This is a genomic window from Acinetobacter sp. V102_4 (assembly GCF_031799005.1).
In the GTDB taxonomy this organism is placed as follows: Bacteria; Pseudomonadota; Gammaproteobacteria; order Pseudomonadales; family Moraxellaceae; genus Acinetobacter; species Acinetobacter calcoaceticus.
Map to the genome: position 1 here is coordinate 399,156 of NZ_JAVQNR010000051.1, position 25,415 is coordinate 424,570.

Sequence of the window (25,415 nt, forward strand, 5' to 3'; positions counted from 1 at the left end):
ATTAAGCATATTGTTCAACAGCTTGTTTAGGTAAGGCTAATGCCTGATCAATATAAGCCACTCTTAACGTGTCCCTTGAACCTAAATACCGTTGGTAAAAACTTGAGTTAAGAATAGCTGCTGCACCATGAGTTAATGACCAAATAGATGCCAAATAATCTCGAGTAGGCATATTGCTTTGAATAGATTCTAAATAGTGATCTGTCATGCGAATAATAATTCGTAATCGCTGTTTACGCACCTGATAAAGTTCATTAAAAAGGTGATGTACGCCTTGAGCTGTAATCGAAAGTTTTTCCTCAATTTGATGAAATAAAACTGTCCGCTCAGGATGATGTAAATGATGCAACATGAAAAAGGCCAAATGTTCTGGAAAGGCCTTTTCAGTATCTTGAACCATTTCTAGTAACATACGTTCATTACGAATAATCAATAGCATGTACAATTCATCTTTACTTTGAAAGTGTTTGTACAAAGTTCCTTTTGCTAAATCAAGCTCCGCAGCCAAGACATCAAGTGTCATTCCGGCTTCGCCATTTTCTAGCAATAATTGCTCCGCAACCTGAAATATTAATACTTCTCTTGCTCGGAACTGAGCCTGACGATCCATCTTCACGCAATTACTCTCTTATATAGTTTCTATAACTTAAATCGCTTTTAGCAAGTTCTCAAAATTTTGTGAGGTGATCATTGCAATTTCCTCAACCGATTTATCATATACATCACTGAGCGCTTTGGCTACATGAGGCACATATTTTGGTTCATTTGTTTTACCGCGGTACGGAACAGGTGCTAAATAAGGACTATCTGTTTCAATTAAAAGTCGATCTAGCGGAACTTGTTTAGCCACATCACGCAAGTCTTGTGCATTTTTGAATGACACAATACCTGAAAAAGAAATGTAATAACCGCAATCCAGTACAGCCTTAGCTGTTTCCCAATCTTCAGTAAAACAATGCAGAATTCCATGCGTGGAATGTTCAGCACGGATAATATCTACCGTATCATGCTTTGCTGAACGCGTATGAACTACGACTGGTTTTTTTACAATTTTCGAAGCTTGGATATGTCTTGCAAAACATGCCTTTTGCTCTTCAATAAAATCTGTACTGTGATAATAGTCCAGTCCAGTTTCACCCAGAGCCCATACTTTTTCCGACTGAGCTAATTCAATCAAGTGCTCGGTCGTTGCACGTGCCATCGTATCTACATCTTCACAAGGATGCACACCTACCGTATAACCAACATCTTCATGCCTATTTGCAATTTCTGCTAGTGCAATATGGTCATCAAGATCAACGGAAATTGCCATAAATTTAGACACTCCTTCTGCTCGCGCTGCAGCGAGCGCAAGGTCCAGATCACCGTTATAAGGCGTTAAATCTAACATCGTTAAATGGCAATGCGTATCAACAAACACTGTTCTATCCTATTTGATTACATGGTATAACTTGGACGATCTAGAGACATACTACCAGCCAAAACTCTTTCTGCCTCAGCTTTATAGTAAATTCCCTTATCTCCACTTAATTGAATAGCAAAACCTTGAGGTTTAAATCCACTTTGCTTGTGCGATATCCAAATCACCTTACCAGTGAGAGGAATTTTTTGAGACTGCTCAGGTAAAGTAGCTAAAATGAAAATTTCTTGCCCCATCTTTACCTTTTGTTTTGATGGCACAAATAGGCCTCCACCTTGCACATATCCCATATAGCTTGCTTGCAAAGTAGCTCTATCAGGAATATTTACCTGAATAATCCCCCCCATTTGCGGCTGCATAATCTTCCCCTTAAATATTCATTAACGTTATAAATAATTGATCTATAATAAGTTGACTTTGTACATTTTGCTCAACAAGCTTTTTTGCTTGTTGTAATTCACTATAAATATTAAATAAGCTTTCTAAATCGTAATATGGAATTAATTGATCAAAATCTAAATCAGTATTTTTTTGTGGCTGATTTAGCTTGACACAAATTAAATCTCCCAACAAGTATTCAAAAAGTACGATAAAATCATTAAAACTTAATTCTTTTTGCCATTTTCCTGAGAAAAATAGAGGCATATTTTTTTGAGCTACAATTTTTAGCCAGTCATTTAAGAAAATCTGTCGTTTAGCAAACCAATCACTTTTTGCAATTTCTATTGCTTGCAAAGGCATATCATTAGATAGACCAAGTAATAAATCAGGTTGTACTTCTGCAAGTTCAGATAAATGCTCATCCAAATATGAAGTAGCCTGTTCATATGAAATACGATCTAAAGCAAAATGCTGCAATCGGCTACGAATAGTGGCTGGTAATTTAAGGTAGTGATCGGCCAATAAAATTAAAACAACACGTTCACCGGGTTCTTCTAAAGTTTTTAGTAGCGCATTCGATGACGCCAAGTTAAGAGCCTCAGCAGGCTCAATAAGAATAACGCGCCAGCCTTCTCCCGTTTGTTGCACGAAAGGCAGTAAATCTCGGATCTTTTCGATTTTTATTTTTGCATTCTGCTTTTTATTTTCTTCATCTGTTGTGATGTGGACATAATTGGGATGAGTGTCTGATTTTAACCATTGACAGCTGCTACACTCACCACAAGCGCCATGAGGCTGCTTATTAAGACAAAGCACCCATGCCAAAAAATGCTTAGCAAAAGCATGTTTCCCACAGCCTTGCTTGCCATAAAATAATAGGCCATGTCCAATATTGGGAAACCTTGTTGTTAAGGTATCCCATGTTGTTTTTTGCCAAGGATAAACCTTTGAGGTTACATTCGGATTCATTAAAAATTAACGCTTATTCAAAAGATTCGACAGGCATTTTATTTAAGCGATCAAGATCAGCTTGAGTGTCTACACCAGGAGGTAAATTTGCTTGAGCAACAGCAATCGCAATGCGATGTCCATTTTCTAAAACACGTAACTGTTCAAGACTTTCTAACTTTTCAAGCTTACCCATATCCCAAGTCACATATTCTTGCAATAAGCTCACTCGATAGGCATATAAACCTAAATGGCGAAATGCTTGGTTATGTAAACTTGGCTCTGCTTGCGCAGCCCCATCACGGTCGTACGGAATGGTTGCCCGGCTAAAATACAATGCTTCATTTTGCTTAGACATGACTACTTTTACAATGCTATCGCGCTGAAATTCATCTAAGGTATGAATAGGCTCACATAATGTAGACATTGAACAATTTGGTTTATCAACCAAGAGTTTTGCAACTTGTTGAACAAGTTGAGCTGGCAATAAAGGTTCATCCCCCTGAACATTCACAATAATATCATCTGCTGCCCACCCCTTAATACGAGCAACTTCGCTTAATCGGTCTGTTCCTGACGGGTGATCAGGACTCGTGAGAACAACATCCACACCATCTGCACGGCAAATCTCAGCAATACGCTCATCATCTGTCGCCACACATAGATCATCAAAACCTTCGACTTTTTTTGCTTGATCCACCACACGTAAAATCATAGGACGGTCATGAATAAGCAACAATGGTTTACCTGGCAAACGCGAACTTGAGAAGCGTGCTGGAATGACGATGTGTTTCATTTTTTCTTCCTAAGATAATTGGATATCAAGTTGCTGCAGTTGCTGCTTTAAAACCTGATAACACTCTATAGACAGGATAGCTTTAACAGGAACAACCCAAATAGGCTGTTTAAATTCCGGATTTTTTTCAAGCAATGGTAATAATTTAACTGCATCTTTTTCAGTTGTAATAAGTGGCAGTTCATCATTAAAAATTAAATCATTGATTGTGTAATCATGATGGTCACGAAACGCATGTTCTTGAAATTGTTTCAAGCCTAAATCTTTAAGTGTTTGATAAAAACGCTGTGGAAAACCAATACCCACTACAGCATGATAATTACTTTGAGGATTAAAACTGTGTTCGACCCTTGGCGAAGGATTGAGTAAATATGGCTGTCCAGTCTCAAGATGCATATTTAATTCTGTAGCTGGTTTATACGCATGTTCAATTACTGTTCCAGTTTCTAAACGTTCAACTGGCTCTCTCAAATATCCTTCAGGTAATAATTTTTGATTTCCTAAGCCTCGATTTTGGTCGAGTACAATCCACTCGATTTGTCGCCCCAATGCCCAATGCTGTAAGCCATCATCACTAATAATTAAATCTAGTGGTGTTGATGCAATCAAGAGCTCTATTGCAGCCTGCCTATTAGGACCCACCGCCATTGGTACACTCGTCGATTGAACAATTAATGCAGGCTCATCTCCGACCTGGGTTGCTTGAGCACCCGAAGTAACCAACATTGGAAAAGGACCAGTACCACCATACCCCCGACTAATTACCCCAACTTTGACATTATGCTGTTGTAGATAATTCACCAGTTGTATTAATAATGGAGTTTTTCCGCTGCCACCCACCGTAATATTGCCAATCACCATGACAGGTACAGGTGCTTTATAGACTTTCTTTAAACCAGCAATATAAAAATTACGATTTAATAGAAACCCAGCACGATACAAACAAGATAATGGACGTAAAGCAATCAACCAACTCGATTGCTTATTCCATGCATTCTGGATCAGCTGGGCCAATGACATGCTTAGTTATCCTCAAAATTACGCTGATGTAATTGATAATAAGCACCATGTTTTTCAAGAAGTTCTTGATGAGTACCTTGCTCAACAATTTCCCCTTGATCCATCACTACAATACGATCAGCATTTTCAATTGTTGACAACCGGTGAGCAATAACAATTGTTGTGCGATCTTGTATTGCTTCATCAAATGCTTGCTGAATAAAATGTTCAGATTCATTATCGAGAGCACTTGTAGCTTCATCTAAAATTAAAATTGGAGCATTCTTTAAAATTGCTCGAGCAATTGCAATTCGCTGACGCTGACCACCTGATAGGTTTAGGCCTTGTGCCCCTAAAACAGTGTCATAACCGTTTGGTAAATTCATAATGAAGTCATGTGCATAGGCTGCTTTGGCCGCTGCATAGATTTCTTCATCTGATGCGCCTTCCAACTGACCATATGCGATATTTTCACGAACAGTACGGTTAAACAATATAACTTGTTGATTTACCATTGCAATTTGTGTGCGCAGACAAGAAAGTTCAATATCATTAATTGGCAAATCATCTAAATAAATTTGCCCACTCGATACTTCTTGAAAACGTACCAACATATTGACTAATGAACTTTTACCCGCCCCTGAACGACCAACCAATGCCACAGTTTGACCTGGACGGATATCTAAAGAAAAATCTTTAATAGCTGCTACGCCATCAGCATAATTCAATGTCACATGATCAAAACGAATTGCCCCATTTAATTTAGGTTTCAGTTGACCACTATTCTGCTCTTCAGGTAAATCTAGTAATTCAAAAACAGAATGAGCTGCTGCTAAACCACGTTGTAATTTTTCATTAACATCAGTCAAACTTTTAACTGGTTTTGCTAACAGGCCAGCTGCTGTAAGGTAAGCTACAAATTCACCAGCACTTGTAGTACCCAGAATCTGAGGTCGTAAAGCTAACCATACAATAAGGGCCATTGCACAAGCCATTACCACCTGAACAACTGGACTATTCAGGTTTTGTACAATTACCATTTTTAAGCCGCGTTTTAAGTTCTCCTCCGATGACTTATAGAAACGTTTTTGTTCAGATTCTTCACCAGCAAAACTTTTTACAACAGCATTACCATTAATACTTTCCTGGACGACGTGGTTCACATCACCCATAGTATCTTGTACCTGTAATGAAAGTTTACGCATTCGTTTCGAAGCTTTACGTACTAAGACCCCAATTACAGGTAAAAATACAAAAATACATAAAGTAAGACGCCAATTGGTATAAAACAGATAGCCTAATAATCCGAGAGTAATCATCCCATCCCTAACGATGGTTCTCAATGACTCAGAAGAAGCAGCCGTAAGCTGTTCAACGTTATACATAATTTTGGCAGTAATATGACCAGATGAATTATCTAAGTAATATTGTGCTGGGAGTTTTAAAAGTTTCGCATAAACTTCCTGGCGAATACTAAAAACCAAACTGCGTGAAATCACCGCAGTATAGTAGCCGCCCATAAATAGGCCTAAGCCGCGAAAGAATACTAATAAAATAATTAATAACGGGAACCAATCCAAATCAGCTCTACTGTTGTTTTGGATTGCATCAATAATAAATTTAATCAATTTAGCAACGGAAACTTCTGTTGCTGAGTTAATACCGAACCCGATAAGTACTAATAAGGCCACGCCCCAATAAGGTTTTAAATAGGCTATGAGACGCGTATAAACCTTAAAATCTTGATTCACTCAGAAAAACCTCTAGAAGGAACTTTGGTACTAATATTGATGTTAACAAAACCGAGTTGTCCTGCCACATCCATAACGCGAATTACATCCTGATGAGACGCTTTGGCATCCGCAGCAATGATGAACATAAAATCACGGTGCTCTTGAGCAACTTGCTTAATCGCAGTACTCAGATCAGCAACCTCTTTAGACGAAAGTGCTTGACCATTCACAGCATAATGACCAGCAGAGTCTACCACGACTTCAATTTTATGATCGTACTGTTTTGGTGGAACACCTTGTGCATCTGGTAATGTTAGATTGATGCGACTTGGCTGATTAAAAGTGGTCGACAGCAATAAAAAAACCAAAATGAACAGCAAACAGTCAATCATAGGCGTTAAGTTGATATGAATGTCTTCAACCTGAGAACGTTTAAATTTCATCTGGCTTTCACCTCCTAACCAACACGGCGGTGTTCAGCTACAGACGAAGAACGCTTATAGAACAATGAGGCATGAAATAAGGTCGATTGCTGTTCTAATTCGGCAATATAATCTTGCACTACTCTTTGAAAGTAGCGATAAGCAATTAAAGCAGGAATTGCAATCAACATTCCTACAGCTGTGGTTATTAATGCTTTAGAGATACCAGGGATCATTAAACTTGGACTACCAGCCGATCCAAAATCAATAACAAGAAATGACTCAATAATTCCCACTACAGTACCAAGCAACCCTAACAGTGGCGCTACAGCACTTAGAGTGCCCAAAAAATTAATATTTTTTTCCAAATAAGAAATTTCTTGAGAAGCTGCTACTTCCATCTGCGCACGAGCAAATTGCTCACCATGCTCGCGATGCTCAAAACCTGCTTTTAAAATGTGCCCCAATGCGCTACTTTGCGCTTCTACATTTTGTTCTAAACTTTCCACGATATCTTCAGCTCTTAAAGAGCCTTTACCGCTTAATGCTTCGGGTAGAACTTGTGAACGTCTTAACCGAACAAAACGCTCAATACTGATCGCAACAGTTAAAATCGAGCATAGAATTAAAGGCAGCATCAACCAGCCACCCGCTCTCACAAGTTCCCACATATGTTCTTCCCCAAGAATATAAAATTAGAAATACATGACCCAACTGCAAATTATTCTGGCAAACAAATATTTAAAATGCCATCTAACTCATCCAAGGTATGATAATGAATAACAAGTTTACCTTTACCCTTTTGGTTATGATCAATTTTTACATTAGCGCCAAAACGCTCTGATAATTTTTGTGTCAATTGCTCAATATCTGGTGCTACAGGCGCTTTTTCTTTCTCCTGCTTAGGCTCACTTCTATCACGCACCAATTGCTCTGTTTGACGAACTGACAATCCTTTCTCAATTACAATTTTAGCAACTTCTAATTGATCTTTACCTTTCAATGTCAAAATTGCTCGAGCATGCCCCATATCAAGCTGGCCTTGCTGCATGAAATCTTTAATGTCATCAGCTAAACTCAATAATCGCAATAAATTACTCACAGTAGTACGTGCTTTCCCTACCGTGTCAGCAATTTCCTGATGACTTAGACCAAATTCATCATGAAAGCGCTGTAAAGCGATTGCTTGATCAATTGGATTTAAGTCTTGACGTTGAATGTTTTCAATTAACGCTAAAGCAATCGCAACCTGATCATTCAAATCTCGAACAATTGCTGGAATTTCAGTTAAGCCCGCAATTTGTGCTGCACGCCAACGACGTTCACCCGCAATGATTTCAAATGGATGAGCTTCATCATCAACTGGACGGATGACAATAGGCTGCATCACCCCATGTTTTTCAATAGACGATGCCAACTCTTGTAAATCATGCTCATGAATAAAACGACGTGGTTGATATTCACCACGTTTTAGTAAATTCACATCAACTTGTTTTAACTGTCCGTGGTCTAACGCCTGTGCTTCAAGTTGTAGTTTTTCTTTTTGAATTGAACCAAGTAATGCATCTAAACCACGTCCTTTAGCCAATCCGCGTTTTTTGATGCTCATACTTTACTTCCTTTCTTCACTTTACTTCTCTTTAACATCTCAGCTGCAAGATTTAAATATGCAACTGCACCTTTAGAACTTTTTTCGAAATAGATAACAGGTAAACCATGTGCTGGTGCTTCTGCTAAGCGAACATTTCGTGGAACAACAGTATCATAAAGTTTTTTGCCGAAATATTGCTCTAGCTCTGCCGACACATCACGTGTTAAAGCATTTCGTGCATCGTACATCGTACGTAATACACCAATAATTTCTAAATCAGGATTGAGTGCTTTTTGAATACGATCAATGGTCTGAGTTAAATCAGCTAAACCCTCTAGCGCATAATATTCGCATTGCATTGGAATAATTACACTATCTACAGCTGCCAAAGCATTGACAGTAATCAAGCTCAAGCTTGGCGCGCAATCTACAATGATATAGTCAAATGAGTTTCTGATTTCATTCAAAGCATTTTTTAGAATGAATTCACGACCTTCTTGCTCTGCAATAGCAAGCTCTACACCTGAAAGCTCACGGTTAGAGCCTAAAACTTTATACCCAACTTCAGCTTTTTGAATGGCTGTTTCAATTGGAACTTCGCCAAGAAGAACATCTGTAATTGAATACAAAAGATCATTCTTCTGAATACCAGACCCCATCGTAGCATTACCTTGTGAGTCCATATCTACAAGTAATACACGTTTTTTTAATACAGCTAGAGACGCTGCAAGATTTACTGCAGTCGTTGTTTTACCAACACCACCCTTTTGGTTTGCAATCGCAATAATTTGAGCCATGGTAACCTTAATACTTTTTATTTAGATACGTTGAAGTAAAAGTAAATGACGTTGTTCATCAAGTCTTGGTACGCGCAGTTCAATCACTTTACATGAAAAGTCCTGCTTGAGCTGCTCAATTTCATCAACTGGCACTACACCTTTCATCGCTGCGATTATAGTGCTCTGATGAAGGTATGGCTGAGCCGCATCTACAAAGTCCGTTAAAGAAGCAAAAGCTCGACTTGTTATGACGTCAAACTGGCCAAGCTCATCAATTGTATCTTGATTCTCAACCCGTGTTTGTACTGCCACAACATTACTCAATTTAAGATCAGCAATAAATTGCTTCAAAAAACGAATTTTTTTACCATTAGAATCTAAAAGAACACATTGGCGTTGTGGCTGACAAAGAGCAATAATCATGCCAGGCATACCACCACCTGTACCCACATCAAGCAGTCTACCTTCAGGTAAGTCATTTAAAATACTTAGACTATCCAACAAATGCTTCACTAACATTTCTTTCGGATCACGAATTGCTGTCAGATTATATGCTTTATTCCAAAGTACCAAAGCATCTTGATACTTTAACAATAATGCCAAAGCTTCATCGCTAAGCGATAAACCTAATTTTTGACTACCCTGTTGTAACTCTTGAAAAAACGGATGCATAAACAGATAACATCTAAGTAAAATTTAAAACAAAGTATACCCATTTATGCATCGTGGAACACTAGTTAACGATTAGGGATTACACAGTTAATCGTAGAAGCCTTCACGAATTTGCAAATCTAGCTCCATTAAACGCTCAGGCGTTCCCACATCTACCCATGCACCTTTAAGTTTTTCACCAGATATTTTTTGGTTCTGCATCGCTTGCTTCAACAATGGAGCTAAAGGACGTTTACCAGGTTCCAATCCATCAAAAAGCTTAGGATGGATAACAGACACACCACTAAAAGTGAGGTTCTCACCTTTCACATGTTGATCGAATGTAAAAGCGCGTCCATCCAATAATGTAAAATCGCCTTCAGGATGCTGTTTAGGATTATCAACCAACACAAGATGTGCTAAATCATCATTTAGCTTAATATGGCGTAGAACGTCAAAATCCATGGTGGTCCATACATCTCCATTCACCAGAATAAACGGATCTGTTCCAAGCAGTGGTAAAGCATTAATAATTCCACCAGCTGTTTCTAGCCCCTCATTCTCTCGTGTCCAACGTATATCAACACCAAATTGAGAGCCATCGCCTAAGCTACCGATGAGCTTGTCGGCCAACCATGCAGAATTGATGACGATTTCGGTCACACCAATTTTCTTAAGTTTTTCAATATGCCACACAATAAGCGCCTTACCACCTACCTCAAGCAAAGGCTTTGGTGTATATAGCGTAAGTGGACGCATACGATTACCCAAACCAGCGGCAAGAATCATTGCTTTCATTATGCTGCTACCTCGTAGTTACCATATTTCTCGATAAACTTCGGCATAACTATGTCATTTATGAACAACATAAACTCATCAAGTTCAGCATAACCACGGCTTTCTTCGATCAAATACCACATTACACGTGGTAAATCTTTTAAATAACCTGATTTACCATCGCGCTCAAACAGACGCACAAAGATGCCCAAAATTTTAATATGACGCTGAATAGCCATTAAATCTGCATCACGTTTGAACTGTTCAAAACTACGGTTCTGCTTGGCAGACTCAGGTAATAAGTCATAAAAGACTCTAAACCATTGGTAAACACGCTCTGCATTCCACTGAACATAAGCATCGCGAGTAATCGAAATTAGGTCATAAGTATCCGCACCAATCACGGCATCCTGAAAATCAATAACCCCAAGCTCTGGTTCATTTGCAATCTTCATCAAATTACGACTGTGAAAATCACGATGTACAATCACTTGCGGCTGAGCCAATGCAGTTTTTGCTAACACATCGAAAGCATCATCAATCACCTGTTGCTGTTCCACACTCGGAGTAATCTGCAAAGATGGCAGCATCCAGTCAGTCAACAGCTTCATTTCAGTTAACAATTTCTCATAGGAGTATGCTGGAAATTGCTCCTGACCATTCACAGACTGCAAATGAATCAGCTGTTTAAAGCTTTGTTCATAATACTTATCGACTGTTTCATCATTTAATAATGTCGACAACAGCACATCACCAAAATCTTCTAATAACAGAAAACCCTGAGCTAAATCTTTCGCGACGATCTGAGGGACGCGTACACCATGGCCTGCAAAAAATTCGTCAATGGTCACAAACGGAACACAGTCTTCTTTTTCTGGAGGGGCATCCATGAGCATATACGTTTTATTTTGTAACTGGATACGCGCATAACGGCGGAAGCTTGCATCACCTGCCAAAAAAGCGATCTTAAATTGATCATTTTCAAGAACAGATGTAAGCCATGTATATATCAATTGTTCACGTTGTGTATTCATTTGCAATAAAATCTAAAACAAGCTGAGATTTTTGAAGGGTTAAGTGTAGCCACTTATAAACTTTTTCTCTATGATGCGACAATAATTAATTGTGAATTAGCATACTTGGTTAATGAGACAATGAAGCATCAGTTTAAATTTAATCCTTTAGCGACAGCTATTTTTACGCTCTTATGTGGCTCCATACAATCAAGTTATGCTGAGTCAGCTGATGTTGTCTCCAATATAGACAATAATCAACTTAAAGCGAGCATCAAAGAAGCCTACCCGGGTCAAGAATTCTTTCAACAGTATTATGTTGATAAATCGGCACCTGAGGCACAGCTTCGTGACAATAAATATTTAAGCTCGGCATTTTGCCAGGGTACATGGGTTACACCGATTAACCCGAATACCAAAGCACTAGATGCCGACAAAACGACTTCTGTCGTTACGGCAAATTATGGACATTATAATCCTGCCGGTGACTCTGTTTTAGAAGGCGACGTGGTTATTGATCAGGAAGGACGCACGGTTCGTGCTGACAAGGTTACGATTGATAAGACCCAAACCTTTGCACATGCACAAGGCCGAGTACAACTCGCTCAAGGCGGATTACTTTCACAGAGTGACGAAATTAATTACAACCTAAAAAACCAGACTGGTAATTTAGAAAATAGTTTTTATATTTCTGAACAACAACATGCCCATGGTCATGCAGGAAAAATCGAAAGAACATCGCCAAATGTCATGGTTCTTAACGATGCAACCTATACGACTTGCCCACCAGGCCAAAAACCGGGTTGGAAAATTCAGGCAAATAAAATTGAGTTAAATCAGAAAACTGGGCGTGGTGTAACTCGCGGAACAAAACTGTATGTTAAAGACGTTCCTGTTCTAGCAGTTCCTTACTTTAACTTCCCGATTGATGATCGCCGAACTACAGGTATTCTCAACCCACAGTTTGGTTTCTCAAACGATGGTGGTATTGAGCTTTCTGTTCCAGTTTATTTAAACCTTGCACCTAACTATGATCTAACACTGACTCCGCGTTATTTAGCAGACCGCGGTGCAATGCTAAAAGGTGACTTTAGATATTTAACCGATGGTTTTGGTGCGGGTGAAATGTGGGGTGGCATGTTGCCATCTGACAAAGAATACGATGATAAAGATCGCAAAGATTTCCATTTCTTACATAACTGGGATATAAACGATCAATGGTCAACTAATCTCGAATATAACTACGCTTCAGATAAAGACTATTTTTCAGATTTAGATAGCAGTCCCAACTCTAAAACAGACCTAAACTTACGTAGAGCATGGGAACTTAACTACCAACATGGCATTCCGGGTTTAAAAGCTCAGCTTAAAGTCGAAGATTTCCAGACACTTGATCCGGAAATTGCGGATGTTGATAAGCCTTATGCGCGTTTACCACAATTCTTATTGAATTATGTCACAGGCAATCCATTAGGCTTACAATACGAATTCAATAACGATACTGCATACTTCAAGAAATCAATTACTGATGATTCTGCTCAGGAAAGTAGTGGTACACGTATCTATAACCAGTTTGCAACACGCTACAACTATCGCACACCAGCAGCATTTGTGATCCCCGAAGTTTCCGTACGTTCTATTCAAACATTCTACGATAAAGACAGTATTGCATCTCAAGGTTTAGATGGCGGTTCTGAAAATAAATCAGTAGTTGTACCTCAATTTACGTTAGATACTGGACTGAATTTTGAACGTGAGGGCAAGTACTTACAAACGCTTACCCCTCGTGCATTTTATGCATATGCTCCATACAAAAACCAAGACAACTATCCAAACTTTGACTCAACTTCAGCATCAGTAAGTTACGATCAATTATTTAACCCTTACCGCTTCTACGGACATGACCGTCTTGAAGACAACAACTTTCTATCACTTGGCGTAAGCTACAGTCTTTTTGACACAGTAGGCTTAGAACGTTTACGTGCAAGTGTTGGTCAAAGTTATTATTTTGAAGATCGTCGTGTGACATTAAAGCAACAAGACGAGATTGATACCGAACGCAATACTGGTCCGGTTGTAAGTTTAACAAGCCAGTTAAATCAAAACTTCACTATCGCAGCCAACTCAGCATGGATGTCGAATGGTGACAACGCTCAGCGTGATTTTCAGGTTTATTATACTGGAGATAAAGGAAATCTATATAACTTAGGCTATTTCTATCGTAAAGATATTGCAGGCCGTCAAGATACCTACGATCAGGTTGTTGCATCGTTTATACAACCAATTAAAGACAATTGGCGTATTATGGGCCACGTACAATACGACATGGATAACGATGTTGCGCGTGAACTTTTATTAGGCGTTAACTATGAATCATGTTGCTGGGGTATTTCAGTCTATGGCCGCTCATACTACAACGACCTAGATGATCCAAAATCTCCAGATGTTAGTGAAAAACGCGCCATTATGGCCGAAATTACACTAAAAGGTTTAGGTGGTTTAAACAATAAACTCGCGTCTTTACTTGAAAATCGCGTTTTAGGTTTTAACAAAATTAATCAATCTTGGACACAACGTTAATGAAGACAAAGCATCTTAAACAGTTTTTTAAAGCAACTACCCTTGCTGCCCTAATCTCTTCATCAATGCATAGTTTTGCCCAACCCGCTGATGAAGTTGTGGCAATTGTGGACAATAGCGTAATTTTAAAAAGCGATCTTCAACAAGGGATGGCAGAAGCTGCTCACGAACTACAAGCACAAAAAAAAGAGGTTCCACCTCAGCAATATTTACAATTTCAGGTGTTAGATCAACTCATCTTGCGTCAGGCACAACTTGAGCAAGTTAAGAAATATGGTATCAAACCTGATGAAAAAAGCTTAAATGAAGCTGTATTAAAAGTAGCAAGTCAATCTGGAACTAAAAGTTTAGAAGCCTTCCAGCAAAAGTTAGATGCTATGGCACCAGGGACTTATGAAAGTTTACGCGGTCGAATCGCTGAAGATTTAGCAATTAGTCGTTTGCGCCAACAACAAGTCATGTCTCGTATTAAAATTAGTGATCAAGATGTAGAAAACTTCTTAAAATCACCTCAGGGACAAGCTGCTTTAGGCAACCAAGCACATGTAATTCATATGCGTATTGCTGGTGATAATCCACAGGAAGTTCAATCTGTGGCTCAAGAAGTACGTTCAAAGCTTGCACAAAGTAATGATATAAACGCATTGAAAAAACTTTCAACTGCAAATGTAAAAGTTGATGGTGCTGACATGGGGTTCCGCCCACTTTCAGACATTCCTGCTGAACTTGCAGCACGTATTACTCCATTACAAGACGGCCAAACAACTGACTTAATTTCAGTACGTGATGGTGTACATGTTTTAAAGCTTATTGAGCGTAAACAAAATGAGCAAAAAGCTTTAGTACCTCAATTTCAAACTCGCCACATTCTCATTCAACCCTCTGAAGTGGTCAGCCTTGAAAATGCCAAGCAAATTATTGACAACATCTATAAACGCTTAAAAGCTGGCGATGATTTTGCAACACTTGCAGCTACCTATTCTAATGATACAGGTTCAGCGCGTGATGGCGGTAGCTTAGGTTGGGTAACTCCAGGCATGATGGTGCCTGAATTTGATAAGAAAATGCAGGAAATTCCTGTAGGTGAAATCAGCGAACCGTTCCAGACCCAATTCGGTTGGCATATCTTGCAAGTAACTGAAAAACGTGAAAAAGATATGACTCACGAATATCAAGAGCGTATGGCACGTCAAATTTTAGGTGAACGCCAATTTAACACTGAAATCGATAGCTGGTTGCGTGAAGTACGTGCAAATGCATATGTAGAAATCAAAGATCCAAGTCTAGACAAAAAAAACTTACAGAAATAAGTTCTTTTATCGTCATCAAAACCTGTGTTTATCACAGGTTTTTTTATGAATAAAATTTAACTAATAAAAAAACCGGTTATATAAATAACCGGTTTCTATAAATTAAACCCTAACGGGAATTATTTATAACGATCAACCATTTTCTCTAAAGAAATTGGGCGGATCTTGTCAGCATTTCCAGCTGTACCAAACGCTTCGTAACGATCGATACAAATTTGCTTCATTGTATCAACTGTTTTAGCAAAGTATTTGCGTGGATCAAACTCAGATGGATTCTCAGCCATAAACTGACGAATCGCACCCGTTGAAGCTAAGCGTAAATCAGTATCAATATTGATTTTACGTACACCGTGTTTAATTGCTTCTACAAGCTGCTCAACAGGCACACCATAAGTTTCGCCGATATTACCGCCGAACTCATTGATTACCTTTAACCATTCTTGCGGAACAGAACTCGAACCATGCATTACAAGGTGAGTATTTGGTAATGCCGCATGAATTTCTTTAATGCGGTCAATTGCCAAGATATCGCCTGTAGGTGGACGCGTAAATTTATACGCACCGTGTGAAGTACCAACTGCAATTGCTAGTGCATCAACATTTGTATCAGCAACGAACTGAGTCGCTTCTTCAACAGAAGTTAGAAGTTGAGAATGGTCAAGTACACCTTCTGCACCAACACCATCTTCTTCGCCTGCCATACCAGTTTCAAGGCTACCTAAACAGCCAATCTCACCTTCGACAGAAACACCACATGCATGTGCCAAAGCAACAACATTACGAGTTACATCAACATTGTATTCGTAAGATGTAGGTGTTTTACCATCCACACCTAATGAACCGTCCATCATCACTGAGCTAAAGCCAAGCTGAATTGAACGCTGACAAATATCAGGGCTTGTACCATGGTCTTGGTGCATTACCACTGGAATATGTGGCCATTCTTCAATTGCAGCCAAAATAAGATGGCGTAAGAATGGAGCGCCTGCATATTTGCGAGCTCCAGCTGATGCTTGAACAATTACAGGTGAATTGGTTGCATCCGCGGCAAGCATGATTGCGCGCATTTGTTCTAAGTTATTTACGTTAAATGCTGGTACGCCGTAGTTATGTTCAGCAGCGTGATCCAAGAGCTGGCGCATTGAAATGAGTGCCATAATATCCTCCCAGGTAGTGCGGGTTATTCTACCCTTTCATTTATTTCAATTCAGCAACAAATCACAGTATTTCAAAAAAAATCCCCGCATATGCAGGGATTTTTTAACAAAAAACAACAAATTAATGTGTTTCTGAAGCAGCAGCCTCACTTGGTGCACTACCTTCAACCACATCGGTATTCTTTTCATCTAAAACTGGCTTATCAATCGCATCAATTGCTGCTTGTTGCTCAGGTGTTACTTTTTCAGAAACAGCAGTAGAAGCTGCCGATTCTTGTCCAGCCTGAGATGCCTCATCTTTCTTAGCACAAGCAGTCAACATCATCGGTACAATTAACAAAGCAGCAAATGTAAGCTTTAAATTCATCACTATTGTCCACAGTTGGTGATTTAATGCTCGCTATTTTATTGCAGATATATGACAGTTTAATGACCTATCCATGAAAAAAGGGACTGGTAACCCAATCCCTTCTTATTTTTATATAACAGTATTAAGCACGCTCAAGTAAAACCGCAACTGCTGGCAAAGTCTTCCCTTCAACAAACTCAAGGAACGCACCACCACCTGTAGAAATATAACCAATTTGATCAGCAACGTTATATTTATCAATCGCAGCTAAAGTATCTCCGCCACCAGCGATCGAGAAACCAGCAGATTGTGCAACAGCTAAAGAAAGTGCTTTAGTACCCTCACCAAACTGATCAACTTCAAATACGCCTACAGGACCATTCCAAAGAATCGTTTTTGATGTTGTTAAAATATTTGCAAATGCTTTAGCTGTTTCCGGACCAACATCTAAAATCATATCGTTTGATGTTACATCTTCTACTTTCTTCACAACTGCTTGCGCTGCTGCTAACGAACCTAAGAAATCTTCAAAATTAATTTGCGACGCATCGGCAACCACAACATCTGTAGGTAGTGGAACACTTACTTTCGCAGCAATTTGTTTTGCAGTTTCAACCAAGTCAGCTTCGTATAATGATTTACCAACATTAAAACCAGCAGCAGCCAAGAATGTATTTGCAATACCGCCACCAACAATAAGTTGATCACAAATACTAGAAAGTGAGTTTAAAACATCAAGTTTAGTTGAAACTTTAGAACCAGCAACAATTGCAACCATTGGTTTTTCAGGAGTTTGCATTGCACGGCCAAGTGCATCTAATTCAGCTGCCAATAAAGGACCAGCCGCTGCAACAGGAGCAAAACGAGCTACACCTTCAGTAGATGCTTCTGCACGGTGAGCAGTACCAAATGCATCCATAACAAATACATCGCATAATGCAGCATATTTTTGTGCAAGGTCTGGATTATTTTTCTTTTCACCATGGTTAAAGCGCACATTCTCAAGCAGTACGACTTGACCAGCTTCAACTTCTACGCCATCTAGGTAATCTGTTAACAATCTAACTTCTTGGCCCAATACTTCTGTTAAATAAGCAGCAACTGGCGCAAGCGATTGTTCTGGCTTTGGTTCACCTTCAACAGGACGACCTAGATGCGAAAACACCATCACAGCTGCACCTTTTTCTAAAGCAGCTTTAATAGTTGGTAATGCTGCGCGCAAGCGAGCATCGCTAGTAATCACACCATTTTTGACAGGAACGTTTAAATCTTCACGAATAAGGACGCGTTTACCTGTTAAGTTAAGGTCAGTCATACGCTGAAAATTCATGTAAAGCTCTCTTTATGATTTTAAAAACGCGCCAATTTTAAATGATTACATCAAAAAAGGTTAGTTTTTTTGCATAAAAGCTGTAGAAAGCCCGAGTTTTGATTATGATAGAGATAGTCATTTGATATTTCATCCATTATGTCTATTCATCCAGATCCACAAATCAATCGTTTAAATGTTTTAGGGGAACCTTTAGCAAGTTGTTGTTTCGACCCTATTACTGGCTATTTTAGAAATGGCTTTTGCCACACAGCAGTCACAGACCTTGGTCAGCATACTGTATGTGCGCAAATGACCTCTGATTTCTTAAATTTTTCACAAAAAATTGGGAATGATCTTATTACCCCTTTACCAGAAGTAGATTTCCCTGGCCTAAAGCCCGGTGATTTCTGGTGTATCTGTGTAACTCGTTGGGTAGAAGCTTATCAAGCAGGTCAAGCTCCTCCCATTAAAATACATGCATGTCATCAAGCTGTATTAAGCTATGTGCCTTTAGATGTTTTAATGGAATTTGCAGTGTAATGGTACAGCCACAAATTATTTTGGCATCAAGCAGTCAAACGCGCAAAGCCTTAATGGATCGCTTAGGGATGAACTATATCTGTGTTAGTCCAGATATTGATGAGAGCCCTCGGGATGAGATCCATGCGGATGAACTTGCAAAAAGGTTGGCTTTCACAAAAGCCCAAGTAATTGCTACACAAAACCCGCATGCAATTATTATTGGTTCCGATCAAGTCGCATGGCGAGAACATGCTCCCAATGACTACCGATGACCATTGAAAATGCCAAATTACAGTTAGCAGAAAACTCAGGTCGAACTGTCTACTTCAGTACCGCACTCAGCGTGCAATGGCTTGACAGGAATTTTGAACAAACGCTTGTTGAACATTATCAAGTTAAATTCCGAACCTTGAATCAAGCCGAAATTGAACGATATATTGCATTAGATCAACCACTCCATTGTGCTGGTAGCTTTAAGTGTGAAAGTTTAGGAATTAGTTTGTTCGAAAAAATGACAGGCCAAGACCAGACGACTCTTATGGGTTTACCCATGATTCAACTTTGCCATATTTTAAGGCAGCTTGGCCTACAAATTCCTTAATTTTAGATATTTTTATAAATAGGTTATTTCCATGACAGAACCTTTAGCAGTTTTAGGCGGTATTACTGCCGAACAATTTTTAGCAGAATATTGGCAGAAAAAACCTTTGCTGGTACGTAACGGATTACCAGAGATTGTAGGTCTTTTAGAACAGCAAGATGTGCAAGAACTTGCTTTGGAAGAACATGCAAGTGCCCGACTCATTCGCCAAAAAGATAGAAATCCAAATGAATGGCACGTCAAGTCTTCACCTCTAACCAAAGGTGACTTTCAAAAGCTACCAAAATTATGGACGCTTTTAGTACAGGCAGTAGACCACTACTCTTTTGACCTTTCTGAGCTTTGGAAAAAATTTCCTTTTATTCCTCAATGGCGCCGTGACGATATTATGGTGTCTTATGCACCTAAAGGTGGTTCGGTTGGAAAACATTTTGATTTTTATGATGTGTTTCTAGTTCAAGGTCACGGACACAGACGTTGGCAATTAGGACAAATGTGCGATGTAAATACTGCATTCGTACCTAATCAACCATTAAAACTTTTACCAGAAATAGACGTGCAGTTTGATGAAGTTCTAGCACCAGGTGATTTACTATACGTTCCGCCTGGAATGGCACATTATGGCGTTGCCGAAGATGATTGCTTAACTTTCTCATTTGGCTTTCGCATGCCAAACGTTGCAGGAATGATGGAACGTATTAGTGATCAATTTTCAGCAAACACACTCCTACAAAATCCTGTTGTAGATATTACGCGCAAACAGATTAGCCAAATTGGTGAAATTAACGCAACTGAACTGAGCCACTTAAAAGACTTAGTTTTAGCTCAATTAAAAGATTCATCAGCACTTGATGCCGCTATTATGTCTTATATGAGTGAACCTAAATATCCAGATAATATTCCAGAAGCTGATGAAATCGAAGCCGATGACTTGAAAGAAATTTTACACGAAGGATACGAAGTTCTTTTAGAGCCAGCCTCTCGACTACTTTATACAGAACAAAACGGAACCCTAAACTTTTGGGGAAATGGTGAAGTTCTATTTATAGCTGAACCCTTTAAGCAAAAATTAAAAGCGATTGCCAATGGAGAGAGCCTGCCATTTGATAGCCAATTTAATGATGACGAGACACTAGAAAACGTTGCTCACTTATTAAATGAATCTATTCTGATGCTTTTACCCCCTGCAGAGTAAATGCTTTAATAAAAGTAGGTTTTTCATGAAAGTGGAAAACCTACTTTTTAAATTAGCAAGCAAACTCAAAAATACATTCAATTATTATTCGTTAAATTTATCTAAAAAGTCTTAAATAGTGCGTGGTTAAGATTATTAAACTTTAAAGAAATCTTGAATTGAGAATTAAAAATAGAAAAGCTTTATGATTAAAAAAACGGCACATTTCTTACTTACTTTTTCCTTAAAATTTAAACGTTACAGTTTAAAAAAATAATATCTTTTTTCTATCAATAACAAACAATACCTTGTAAAATTAAAGATCCAGATTCTCATTAATACAGATCACAGTTCACAAGCTAATAGCAATTCATTTGTGAGAGGCTAAAAATATGTCGAAGAAAGATGACATTATTAACACCGCATTAAGACTTTTTAACTCGTATAGCTACAATTCTATAGGTGTGGATCGCATCATTAATGAATCTGGCGTTGCAAAAATGACTTTCTACAAGCATTTTCCATCAAAAGAAAAATTAATTGAAGAATGTCTACTTCTACGAAACACGCTTTTACAGAACTCTCTTACCTCGGCCTTATCAAAACATGATGAGTTAGACCCTCTTGCGAGAATTAAAGCAGTATTTTTATGGTATTCCGACTGGTTTAATAGTGAAGACTTTAATGGCTGTATGTTTCAAAAAGCTTTGGAAGAGGTTTTAAAACAATATCCGTCAACGCATCAACCTGCCACTTTGTATAAAGCTTGGTTGACTCAACTCATGCAAAACCTTCTTAACCAATATGATGTAAAAGAACCAGGTCCTTTATCTTTACTACTCGTTAATATATTGGAAGGTATGACCATTCAAGCTCAGGTCGAGCATGGCTCAATAAAAATTTATGATTATTGGAATCGAGTTGAAAAATTAATCGACTTTGAAAGAGCTGCTTAAAAATAAAGCGTGACATTCTTCTTCTTATATTAATATTCTTCTTATCTATCACGCTGCGTCTGAAAGTCATTTTGGTTCAAAATTAGACGTTTTTTTCGACCTTACTAAACCAAAATATACAGACCTGTCTGTACAAAACAGATTATATATTTAAAAAATAAAAACTCAATCATTTTTTTTGTTTCATTCAAAGATAAATTAGATTTAACTATTTATCGGAATGAAATAAGGCTTATTTGATGCTGGCTTCAATTCACTTATACTTAACAATTAAACTTATAACACAATGCAACACTTTAAACACAAAATAAATACAAACAACTGTTTTTAATTAAAAATACTACTTATTTATCAGTTCCCCTTATATTGCTTTTCAACAAAAACAATTGGATTGATTAGTTTTGCTACATTCATTTCTGCAAGATCAATCTATACTATGCCCGCTATATTGATATAGGTATAAAGTATGAAAGATGGACTCCAAATTGAAGAAATGAAAAATGCGGCTGATTCAGTCGTGGGAATTCTAAAATCTTTGGCTAATACAGATCGTTTATTAATTTTATGTCACTTAGCTTACGAGGAGCTAAATGTCTCACAGATTGAAGAGAAGACCCAAATTACACAGCCCACTCTTTCACAACAACTTATGATGTTACGTAAAAGTGATGTTGTATCAACTCGTCGTGATGGTAAGCAAATTTTTTATTCTATTAAGGATGACAATATGCATTCAATTTTAAATACACTTCACCAACTGTACTGTGCAAGTAAATAATATCTTTAAATTATAAATTTATAATAATATTAGTAACTTCCTGAAATATGCGATTTTTCAGCTTGAAAGCTTAGAGTTTAGTCCAAGCACAAAGTTTTGAAAATTCGCGTAGCTTTTCCAAAGCCTCACCGATACCATTTATTTTGTTATCAATTCATTTCTTTTTGAGTTCTTTCGGCACTTTCACCGCTTTTTGATATAATTCGTTTTCTTGATGAACAATTAACAAGCAAAGCCTCCAATAAAAAAAGTTAAAATTAAAAATTAACCAAAACTAAAACAATGACTTAATATTACCACCTACTATAAAAACCTCTAGTTTGCATAAAAAAGCTTAAGATTCCCATAACTTAAGTATAAAATACTCCGCTTGTTCAACCTTTAGCCATGAATAGGTTAATAAGGTCTTTATATGCTTGAATTCCTTTCTCGATTAAGCTTGGTAGCCAAGATTATTATCGCCATTATTTTAGGTATTGGCGTTGCATTACTATTTCCAGACATTACGCCATATTTAAGTTTATTTGGTGAGCTTTTTATTAAAGCATTAAAGTCTGTTGCCCCTATTTTAGTATTTGTATTAGTACTTTCTTCTATTGCCAACTTTCAGGTGGGTCATAGTGCGAATTTACGTCCAATCATGATTTTATATGTGGTAGGTATGTTGCTTGCTGCTTTCACAGCTGTGATTGTTAGTCTTTCTTTTCCTAGTACTTTATTCCTCAACACTGTTTCGCACAATGATTTGCAAGTACCAGGAAGTTTAGCTGACATTCTGAAAAACTTGCTTTTAAGCTTTATTGCCAACCCTGTTCAAGCCATTAGTGAAGCAAACTTTATTGGTATTTTAGCGTGGGCAATTGGCCTTGGTTTAGCGATGCGCCATAGCTCAGACACCACAAAACAAGTCATGCAGGATGTTGCACATGCTGTTAGTGCTATTATTCATAAAGTAATTGCTTTTGCACCTGTCGGTATTTTCGGTTTGGTTGCAGTGACTTTTGCAGATGCTGGTCTCGCAACGCTTGAAAGTTATGCGCAATTATTAGTAGTACTGTTAGGTACGATGTTCTTTGTTGCTTTAGTTATCAATCCAATTCTTGTTGCACTTACTATACGTGGGAATCCATACCCTCTCGTATTTAAATGTCTTAAAGAAAGTGGGATTACTGCTTTCTTTACACGAAGCTCAGCAGCCAATATTCCTGTTAACTTAGATCTGGCAGAGCGCTTAGGCGTTAATCCATCAACAGCAAGCGTCTCTATTCCATTAGGTGCGACAGTAAATATGGCTGGTGCAGCAGTGACAATTACTGTACTCACACTAGCAACTGTACATACGCTTGGAATTCATGTTGATTTTGCAACAATGCTCATCTTATCAGTTGTTGCTACAATTTCAGCTTGCGGTGCTTCTGGTGTAGCTGGTGGTTCTTTACTTCTAATTCCAGTAGCTTGTAGTTTATTTGGCATTTCAACTGAAATTGCTATGCAAGTAGTGGCTATTGGTATGATTATCAGTGTATTGCAAGACTCTACAGAAACAGCTCTTAACTCTTCTACGGACGTTTTATTTACCGCAGCTGTAGATATTCGTTCTAAACAAACTTCCTAAACAAAATGCCATTTCAGCGTCTACCAAACTGGTTCCAACTTGGGGCCTTTTTACTGGCATTCAATGCTGGAATGATTAATGTATTAGGGCTAATTACCCTTTTGCATCAATCTATTTCACATATGACTGGCAACGTTAGTATGCTAGCTATGAGTTTGGTAGAGTGGCAACCAGAACATATCATTTTCCTGCTTCTGGTGATCATTTGTTATGTTTGCGGTTCATTTTATAGTGGTTTTATTTTAGGGAGTAGCCATTTTCGACTAGGTCGTCGCTATGGCTTACCCTTGAGTCTTGTTGCTTTATTCATTTTTCTTTGTTGGATATTACTTCCTTATTTTCCACGCTATGGATTATTATGGGCTTGTACAGCAATGGGCCTTCAAAATGCAATGGTGAGCCATTATAAAGGAACCATTATTCGAACTACCCATCTATCTGGCGTTTTAACAGATATTGGTTTAGCACTTGGATATAAAGCCAGAGGCTTACCTGTAGAAAACCGGCGTATAGTTTTACACTTACTTATTTTTGCAGGTTTTCTGCTTGGTGGAATTCTTGCCGCGCTGGTATATCCACATTTAAAGTTACAAGCATTTTTATTGCCAGCAACTTTAAGCTTAGTCTTAAGTATTTCTTACTGGGTAGTTTACTTCTATAGCCCTTCAACTTCACATAAGGATTAAGTCATGGTTAAAAATGCCTTACAAGCCCAGCTACTAAAAGCAGGGTTAGTGGATAATAAAAAAGCAAAAAAATTAACAAAACAAGCTCATCACGAACAACGTATCGGTCAAAGCAATGAGCCCGAAATCAAAGCAAATATTGAAAAAGCTCAACAAGAAAAGTTAGCTAAAGACCAGGCTTTAAACTTAGAAAAACAACAACAACTTGAGGAAAAAGCCCTAAAAGCATCAATCATTCAAATGATTAAGCATCATAAAATTTCAAATACTGATGGTGATAGTGTTTATCAATTTATTGATGAGGGTAAAATCAAGAAGGTATATATTTCTCAGCAAATATATAATGCCCTTGTTTCAGGCAGTTTGCTCATTGCTAAAGATCAAAATCAATATGCTTACTTACCTAAAGCATTAGCTGAAAAAATTGATCAGAAGATGAAAGGGTTTATTTTATTGAACAATGCGGAGTCCAATGAACAAACCACAAATGAAGAAGATCCTTATGCAGCCTATGTTATTCCTGATGATTTAATGTGGTAACACATACAAGGGCCTTTATGATGCAAATATAAAGGCCTTTTTCGAATGGGATTAAAAAGTATTAATTTAACAAATGTTCAAAATAGTAAGAAAAAATACTTAAAGAATAAATTCCTTCACCACTTTATCTATTAATCCCGATATAATAAATCATAATTTTTTAAGTCTTCGCGACATTCTTGAAGATTTCTTCAGGCATCCAAATTTACGTCATGTACTAATGAATGACGTACAACATAATCAGTTCATGTGTATTTGCGCATATTCAAAAGATCGAAAACCGAAGTGATCTTGATCTAACTGACTTTTTTGTAAATTTAATTGC

At 38.0% G+C, this 25,415-nt stretch carries 26 protein-coding genes and 1 pseudogene; 10 read left to right on the forward strand and 17 right to left on the reverse strand.

Translation table 11 applies throughout. The features are described 5' to 3' along the window. Nucleotide 1: 1 nt before the first annotated feature. The 14 genes from RMB13_RS17670 to RMB13_RS17735 form a co-directional block, all read right to left on the reverse strand. Nucleotides 2–610, reverse strand: a complete 609-nt coding sequence (locus RMB13_RS17670; protein WP_004642629.1) for a TetR/AcrR family transcriptional regulator — start codon at nt 608–610, stop codon at nt 2–4. Between the two features lie 36 nt (nt 611–646). After that, a complete protein-coding gene (locus RMB13_RS17675) occupies nt 647–1,420 on the reverse strand; it encodes a TatD family hydrolase (protein ID WP_281833497.1) in 774 nt (257 codons plus the stop codon). A 17-nt stretch (nt 1,421–1,437) separates the two neighbouring features. Further along, the gene (locus tag RMB13_RS17680; RefSeq protein WP_003651467.1) at nt 1,438–1,779 is read right to left on the reverse strand and encodes a PilZ domain-containing protein; all 342 of its coding nucleotides are present in this window, start codon (nt 1,777–1,779) and stop codon (nt 1,438–1,440) included. Between the two features lie 10 nt (nt 1,780–1,789). Then, nucleotides 1,790–2,770 carry a DNA polymerase III subunit delta' gene (locus RMB13_RS17685; protein ID WP_132070103.1) on the reverse strand — a complete coding sequence of 327 codons (981 nt, stop codon included), beginning with the start codon at nt 2,768–2,770 and terminating at the stop codon, nt 1,790–1,792. A gap of 13 nt (nt 2,771–2,783) precedes the next feature. Next, entirely contained in the window at nt 2,784–3,545 is a 762-nt protein-coding gene (gene kdsB / locus RMB13_RS17690; RefSeq protein ID WP_017390561.1) for a 3-deoxy-manno-octulosonate cytidylyltransferase, read from the reverse strand. 9 nt (nt 3,546–3,554) lie between these two features. Next, a complete protein-coding gene (gene lpxK / locus RMB13_RS17695; RefSeq protein ID WP_017390560.1) occupies nt 3,555–4,565 on the reverse strand; it encodes a tetraacyldisaccharide 4'-kinase in 1,011 nt (336 codons plus the stop codon). A 2-nt stretch (nt 4,566–4,567) separates the two neighbouring features. Next, nucleotides 4,568–6,295 (reverse strand): lipid A export permease/ATP-binding protein MsbA, encoded by a 1,728-nt coding sequence (gene msbA / locus RMB13_RS17700; RefSeq protein ID WP_311085936.1) that lies wholly within the window; start codon nt 6,293–6,295, stop codon nt 4,568–4,570. Further along, nucleotides 6,292–6,720 carry a biopolymer transporter ExbD gene (locus tag RMB13_RS17705; RefSeq protein ID WP_004642621.1) on the reverse strand — a complete coding sequence of 143 codons (429 nt, stop codon included), beginning with the start codon at nt 6,718–6,720 and terminating at the stop codon, nt 6,292–6,294. The genes msbA and RMB13_RS17705 overlap by 4 nt, the downstream gene beginning before the upstream one ends. A 14-nt stretch (nt 6,721–6,734) precedes the next feature. Continuing rightward, nucleotides 6,735–7,370, reverse strand: a complete 636-nt coding sequence (locus tag RMB13_RS17710; RefSeq protein WP_005041113.1) for a MotA/TolQ/ExbB proton channel family protein — start codon at nt 7,368–7,370, stop codon at nt 6,735–6,737. A gap of 50 nt (nt 7,371–7,420) precedes the next feature. Beyond that, entirely contained in the window at nt 7,421–8,308 is an 888-nt protein-coding gene (locus RMB13_RS17715) for a ParB/RepB/Spo0J family partition protein (protein WP_016138313.1), read from the reverse strand. Continuing rightward, entirely contained in the window at nt 8,305–9,087 is a 783-nt protein-coding gene (locus tag RMB13_RS17720) for a ParA family protein (protein WP_003651453.1), read from the reverse strand. Before RMB13_RS17720 ends, RMB13_RS17715 begins: the two co-directional genes overlap by 4 nt. Nucleotides 9,088–9,108: 21 nt before the next feature. Further along, the gene (rsmG, locus tag RMB13_RS17725; RefSeq protein WP_311085937.1) at nt 9,109–9,741 is read right to left on the reverse strand and encodes a 16S rRNA (guanine(527)-N(7))-methyltransferase RsmG; all 633 of its coding nucleotides are present in this window, start codon (nt 9,739–9,741) and stop codon (nt 9,109–9,111) included. An 87-nt stretch (nt 9,742–9,828) separates the two neighbouring features. Next, nucleotides 9,829–10,518: an N-acetylmuramate alpha-1-phosphate uridylyltransferase MurU gene (gene murU / locus RMB13_RS17730; protein ID WP_311085938.1), complete on the reverse strand. Its 690-nt coding sequence runs from the start codon at nt 10,516–10,518 to the stop codon at nt 9,829–9,831. Then, the gene (locus RMB13_RS17735) at nt 10,518–11,531 is read right to left on the reverse strand and encodes an aminoglycoside phosphotransferase family protein (RefSeq protein WP_205469366.1); all 1,014 of its coding nucleotides are present in this window, start codon (nt 11,529–11,531) and stop codon (nt 10,518–10,520) included. Before RMB13_RS17735 ends, murU begins: the two co-directional genes overlap by 1 nt. A gap of 120 nt (nt 11,532–11,651) precedes the next feature. On the opposite strand from RMB13_RS17735, the gene RMB13_RS17740 reads away from it, so the two are divergent. Both RMB13_RS17740 and RMB13_RS17745 read left to right on the forward strand, forming a co-directional pair. Further along, nucleotides 11,652–14,090: an LPS-assembly protein LptD gene (locus tag RMB13_RS17740; protein ID WP_311085939.1), complete on the forward strand. Its 2,439-nt coding sequence runs from the start codon at nt 11,652–11,654 to the stop codon at nt 14,088–14,090. Beyond that, nucleotides 14,090–15,400 (forward strand): peptidylprolyl isomerase, encoded by a 1,311-nt coding sequence (locus RMB13_RS17745; RefSeq protein WP_005041126.1) that lies wholly within the window; start codon nt 14,090–14,092, stop codon nt 15,398–15,400. The genes RMB13_RS17740 and RMB13_RS17745 overlap by 1 nt, the downstream gene beginning before the upstream one ends. A 119-nt stretch (nt 15,401–15,519) precedes the next feature. Here RMB13_RS17745 and fba read toward each other — a convergent pair whose 3' ends face one another. From fba to RMB13_RS17760, 3 genes are all read right to left on the reverse strand, one after another. Continuing rightward, nucleotides 15,520–16,557, reverse strand: a complete 1,038-nt coding sequence (gene fba, locus RMB13_RS17750; protein ID WP_003651441.1) for a class II fructose-bisphosphate aldolase — start codon at nt 16,555–16,557, stop codon at nt 15,520–15,522. Between the two features lie 121 nt (nt 16,558–16,678). Further along, nucleotides 16,679–16,924 carry a hypothetical protein gene (locus RMB13_RS17755; RefSeq protein ID WP_005041128.1) on the reverse strand — a complete coding sequence of 82 codons (246 nt, stop codon included), beginning with the start codon at nt 16,922–16,924 and terminating at the stop codon, nt 16,679–16,681. A 124-nt stretch (nt 16,925–17,048) separates the two neighbouring features. Continuing rightward, on the reverse strand, nt 17,049–18,236 hold the full coding sequence (locus RMB13_RS17760) for a phosphoglycerate kinase (RefSeq protein WP_311085940.1): 1,188 nt from the start codon (nt 18,234–18,236) through the stop codon (nt 17,049–17,051). Between the two features lie 138 nt (nt 18,237–18,374). Here RMB13_RS17760 and RMB13_RS17765 point away from each other — a divergent pair, with 138 nt between their 5' ends. The 8 genes and pseudogenes from RMB13_RS17765 (at nt 18,375) to RMB13_RS17800 (ending at nt 25,090) form a co-directional block, all read left to right on the forward strand. Beyond that, nucleotides 18,375–18,758: a DUF2237 family protein gene (locus RMB13_RS17765; RefSeq protein WP_003651438.1), complete on the forward strand. Its 384-nt coding sequence runs from the start codon at nt 18,375–18,377 to the stop codon at nt 18,756–18,758. Next, a pseudogene (locus RMB13_RS17770) lies at nt 18,758–19,341 on the forward strand (Maf family protein). The gene RMB13_RS17765 and the pseudogene RMB13_RS17770 overlap by 1 nt, the downstream one beginning before the upstream one ends. Nucleotides 19,342–19,372: 31 nt before the next feature. Then, complete coding sequence (locus RMB13_RS17775) at nt 19,373–20,536, forward strand: cupin domain-containing protein (RefSeq protein ID WP_311085941.1); 1,164 nt, start codon at nt 19,373–19,375, stop codon at nt 20,534–20,536. A 371-nt stretch (nt 20,537–20,907) separates the two neighbouring features. After that, a complete protein-coding gene (locus tag RMB13_RS17780) occupies nt 20,908–21,471 on the forward strand; it encodes a TetR/AcrR family transcriptional regulator (protein ID WP_003651435.1) in 564 nt (187 codons plus the stop codon). Nucleotides 21,472–21,937: 466 nt separating this feature from the next. Further along, nucleotides 21,938–22,249 carry a metalloregulator ArsR/SmtB family transcription factor gene (locus tag RMB13_RS17785; protein ID WP_002121379.1) on the forward strand — a complete coding sequence of 104 codons (312 nt, stop codon included), beginning with the start codon at nt 21,938–21,940 and terminating at the stop codon, nt 22,247–22,249. Between the two features lie 412 nt (nt 22,250–22,661). Beyond that, nucleotides 22,662–23,864, forward strand: a complete 1,203-nt coding sequence (gene sstT / locus RMB13_RS17790) for a serine/threonine transporter SstT (protein ID WP_017390551.1) — start codon at nt 22,662–22,664, stop codon at nt 23,862–23,864. A 5-nt stretch (nt 23,865–23,869) separates the two neighbouring features. Next, the gene (locus RMB13_RS17795; protein WP_311077011.1) at nt 23,870–24,550 is read left to right on the forward strand and encodes a YoaK family protein; all 681 of its coding nucleotides are present in this window, start codon (nt 23,870–23,872) and stop codon (nt 24,548–24,550) included. A gap of 3 nt (nt 24,551–24,553) precedes the next feature. Then, entirely contained in the window at nt 24,554–25,090 is a 537-nt protein-coding gene (locus RMB13_RS17800; protein ID WP_056479590.1) for a DUF2058 domain-containing protein, read from the forward strand. Nucleotides 25,091–25,415: the final 325 nt, after the last annotated feature.

What these genes read in the sequence shown, in the direction of transcription:
- RMB13_RS17680 (WP_003651467.1), bottom strand. Translation starts at nt 1,779, where the DNA reads ATGCAGCCGCAAATGGGGGGGATTATTCAGGTAAATATTCCTGATAGA.
- RMB13_RS17705 (WP_004642621.1), bottom strand. Translation starts at nt 6,720, where the DNA reads ATGAAATTTAAACGTTCTCAGGTTGAAGACATTCATATCAACTTAACG.
- RMB13_RS17775 (WP_311085941.1), top strand. Translation starts at nt 19,373, where the DNA reads ATGACAGAACCTTTAGCAGTTTTAGGCGGTATTACTGCCGAACAATTT.
- RMB13_RS17715 (WP_016138313.1), bottom strand. Translation starts at nt 8,308, where the DNA reads ATGAGCATCAAAAAACGCGGATTGGCTAAAGGACGTGGTTTAGATGCA.
- murU (WP_311085938.1), bottom strand. Translation starts at nt 10,518, where the DNA reads ATGAAAGCAATGATTCTTGCCGCTGGTTTGGGTAATCGTATGCGTCCA.
- RMB13_RS17740 (WP_311085939.1), top strand. Translation starts at nt 11,652, where the DNA reads ATGAAGCATCAGTTTAAATTTAATCCTTTAGCGACAGCTATTTTTACG.
- rsmG (WP_311085937.1), bottom strand. Translation starts at nt 9,741, where the DNA reads ATGCATCCGTTTTTTCAAGAGTTACAACAGGGTAGTCAAAAATTAGGT.
- RMB13_RS17720 (WP_003651453.1), bottom strand. Translation starts at nt 9,087, where the DNA reads ATGGCTCAAATTATTGCGATTGCAAACCAAAAGGGTGGTGTTGGTAAA.
- kdsB (WP_017390561.1), bottom strand. Translation starts at nt 3,545, where the DNA reads ATGAAACACATCGTCATTCCAGCACGCTTCTCAAGTTCGCGTTTGCCA.
- RMB13_RS17760 (WP_311085940.1), bottom strand. Translation starts at nt 18,236, where the DNA reads ATGAATTTTCAGCGTATGACTGACCTTAACTTAACAGGTAAACGCGTC.
- RMB13_RS17755 (WP_005041128.1), bottom strand. Translation starts at nt 16,924, where the DNA reads ATGAATTTAAAGCTTACATTTGCTGCTTTGTTAATTGTACCGATGATG.
- fba (WP_003651441.1), bottom strand. Translation starts at nt 16,557, where the DNA reads ATGGCACTCATTTCAATGCGCCAGCTCTTGGATCACGCTGCTGAACAT.
- RMB13_RS17800 (WP_056479590.1), top strand. Translation starts at nt 24,554, where the DNA reads ATGGTTAAAAATGCCTTACAAGCCCAGCTACTAAAAGCAGGGTTAGTG.
- lpxK (WP_017390560.1), bottom strand. Translation starts at nt 4,565, where the DNA reads ATGTCATTGGCCCAGCTGATCCAGAATGCATGGAATAAGCAATCGAGT.
- RMB13_RS17685 (WP_132070103.1), bottom strand. Translation starts at nt 2,770, where the DNA reads ATGAATCCGAATGTAACCTCAAAGGTTTATCCTTGGCAAAAAACAACA.
- RMB13_RS17785 (WP_002121379.1), top strand. Translation starts at nt 21,938, where the DNA reads ATGAAAGATGGACTCCAAATTGAAGAAATGAAAAATGCGGCTGATTCA.
- RMB13_RS17745 (WP_005041126.1), top strand. Translation starts at nt 14,090, where the DNA reads ATGAAGACAAAGCATCTTAAACAGTTTTTTAAAGCAACTACCCTTGCT.
- RMB13_RS17795 (WP_311077011.1), top strand. Translation starts at nt 23,870, where the DNA reads ATGCCATTTCAGCGTCTACCAAACTGGTTCCAACTTGGGGCCTTTTTA.
- RMB13_RS17765 (WP_003651438.1), top strand. Translation starts at nt 18,375, where the DNA reads ATGTCTATTCATCCAGATCCACAAATCAATCGTTTAAATGTTTTAGGG.
- RMB13_RS17710 (WP_005041113.1), bottom strand. Translation starts at nt 7,370, where the DNA reads ATGTGGGAACTTGTGAGAGCGGGTGGCTGGTTGATGCTGCCTTTAATT.
- sstT (WP_017390551.1), top strand. Translation starts at nt 22,662, where the DNA reads ATGCTTGAATTCCTTTCTCGATTAAGCTTGGTAGCCAAGATTATTATC.
- RMB13_RS17780 (WP_003651435.1), top strand. Translation starts at nt 20,908, where the DNA reads ATGTCGAAGAAAGATGACATTATTAACACCGCATTAAGACTTTTTAAC.
- RMB13_RS17735 (WP_205469366.1), bottom strand. Translation starts at nt 11,531, where the DNA reads ATGAATACACAACGTGAACAATTGATATATACATGGCTTACATCTGTT.
- RMB13_RS17670 (WP_004642629.1), bottom strand. Translation starts at nt 610, where the DNA reads ATGGATCGTCAGGCTCAGTTCCGAGCAAGAGAAGTATTAATATTTCAG.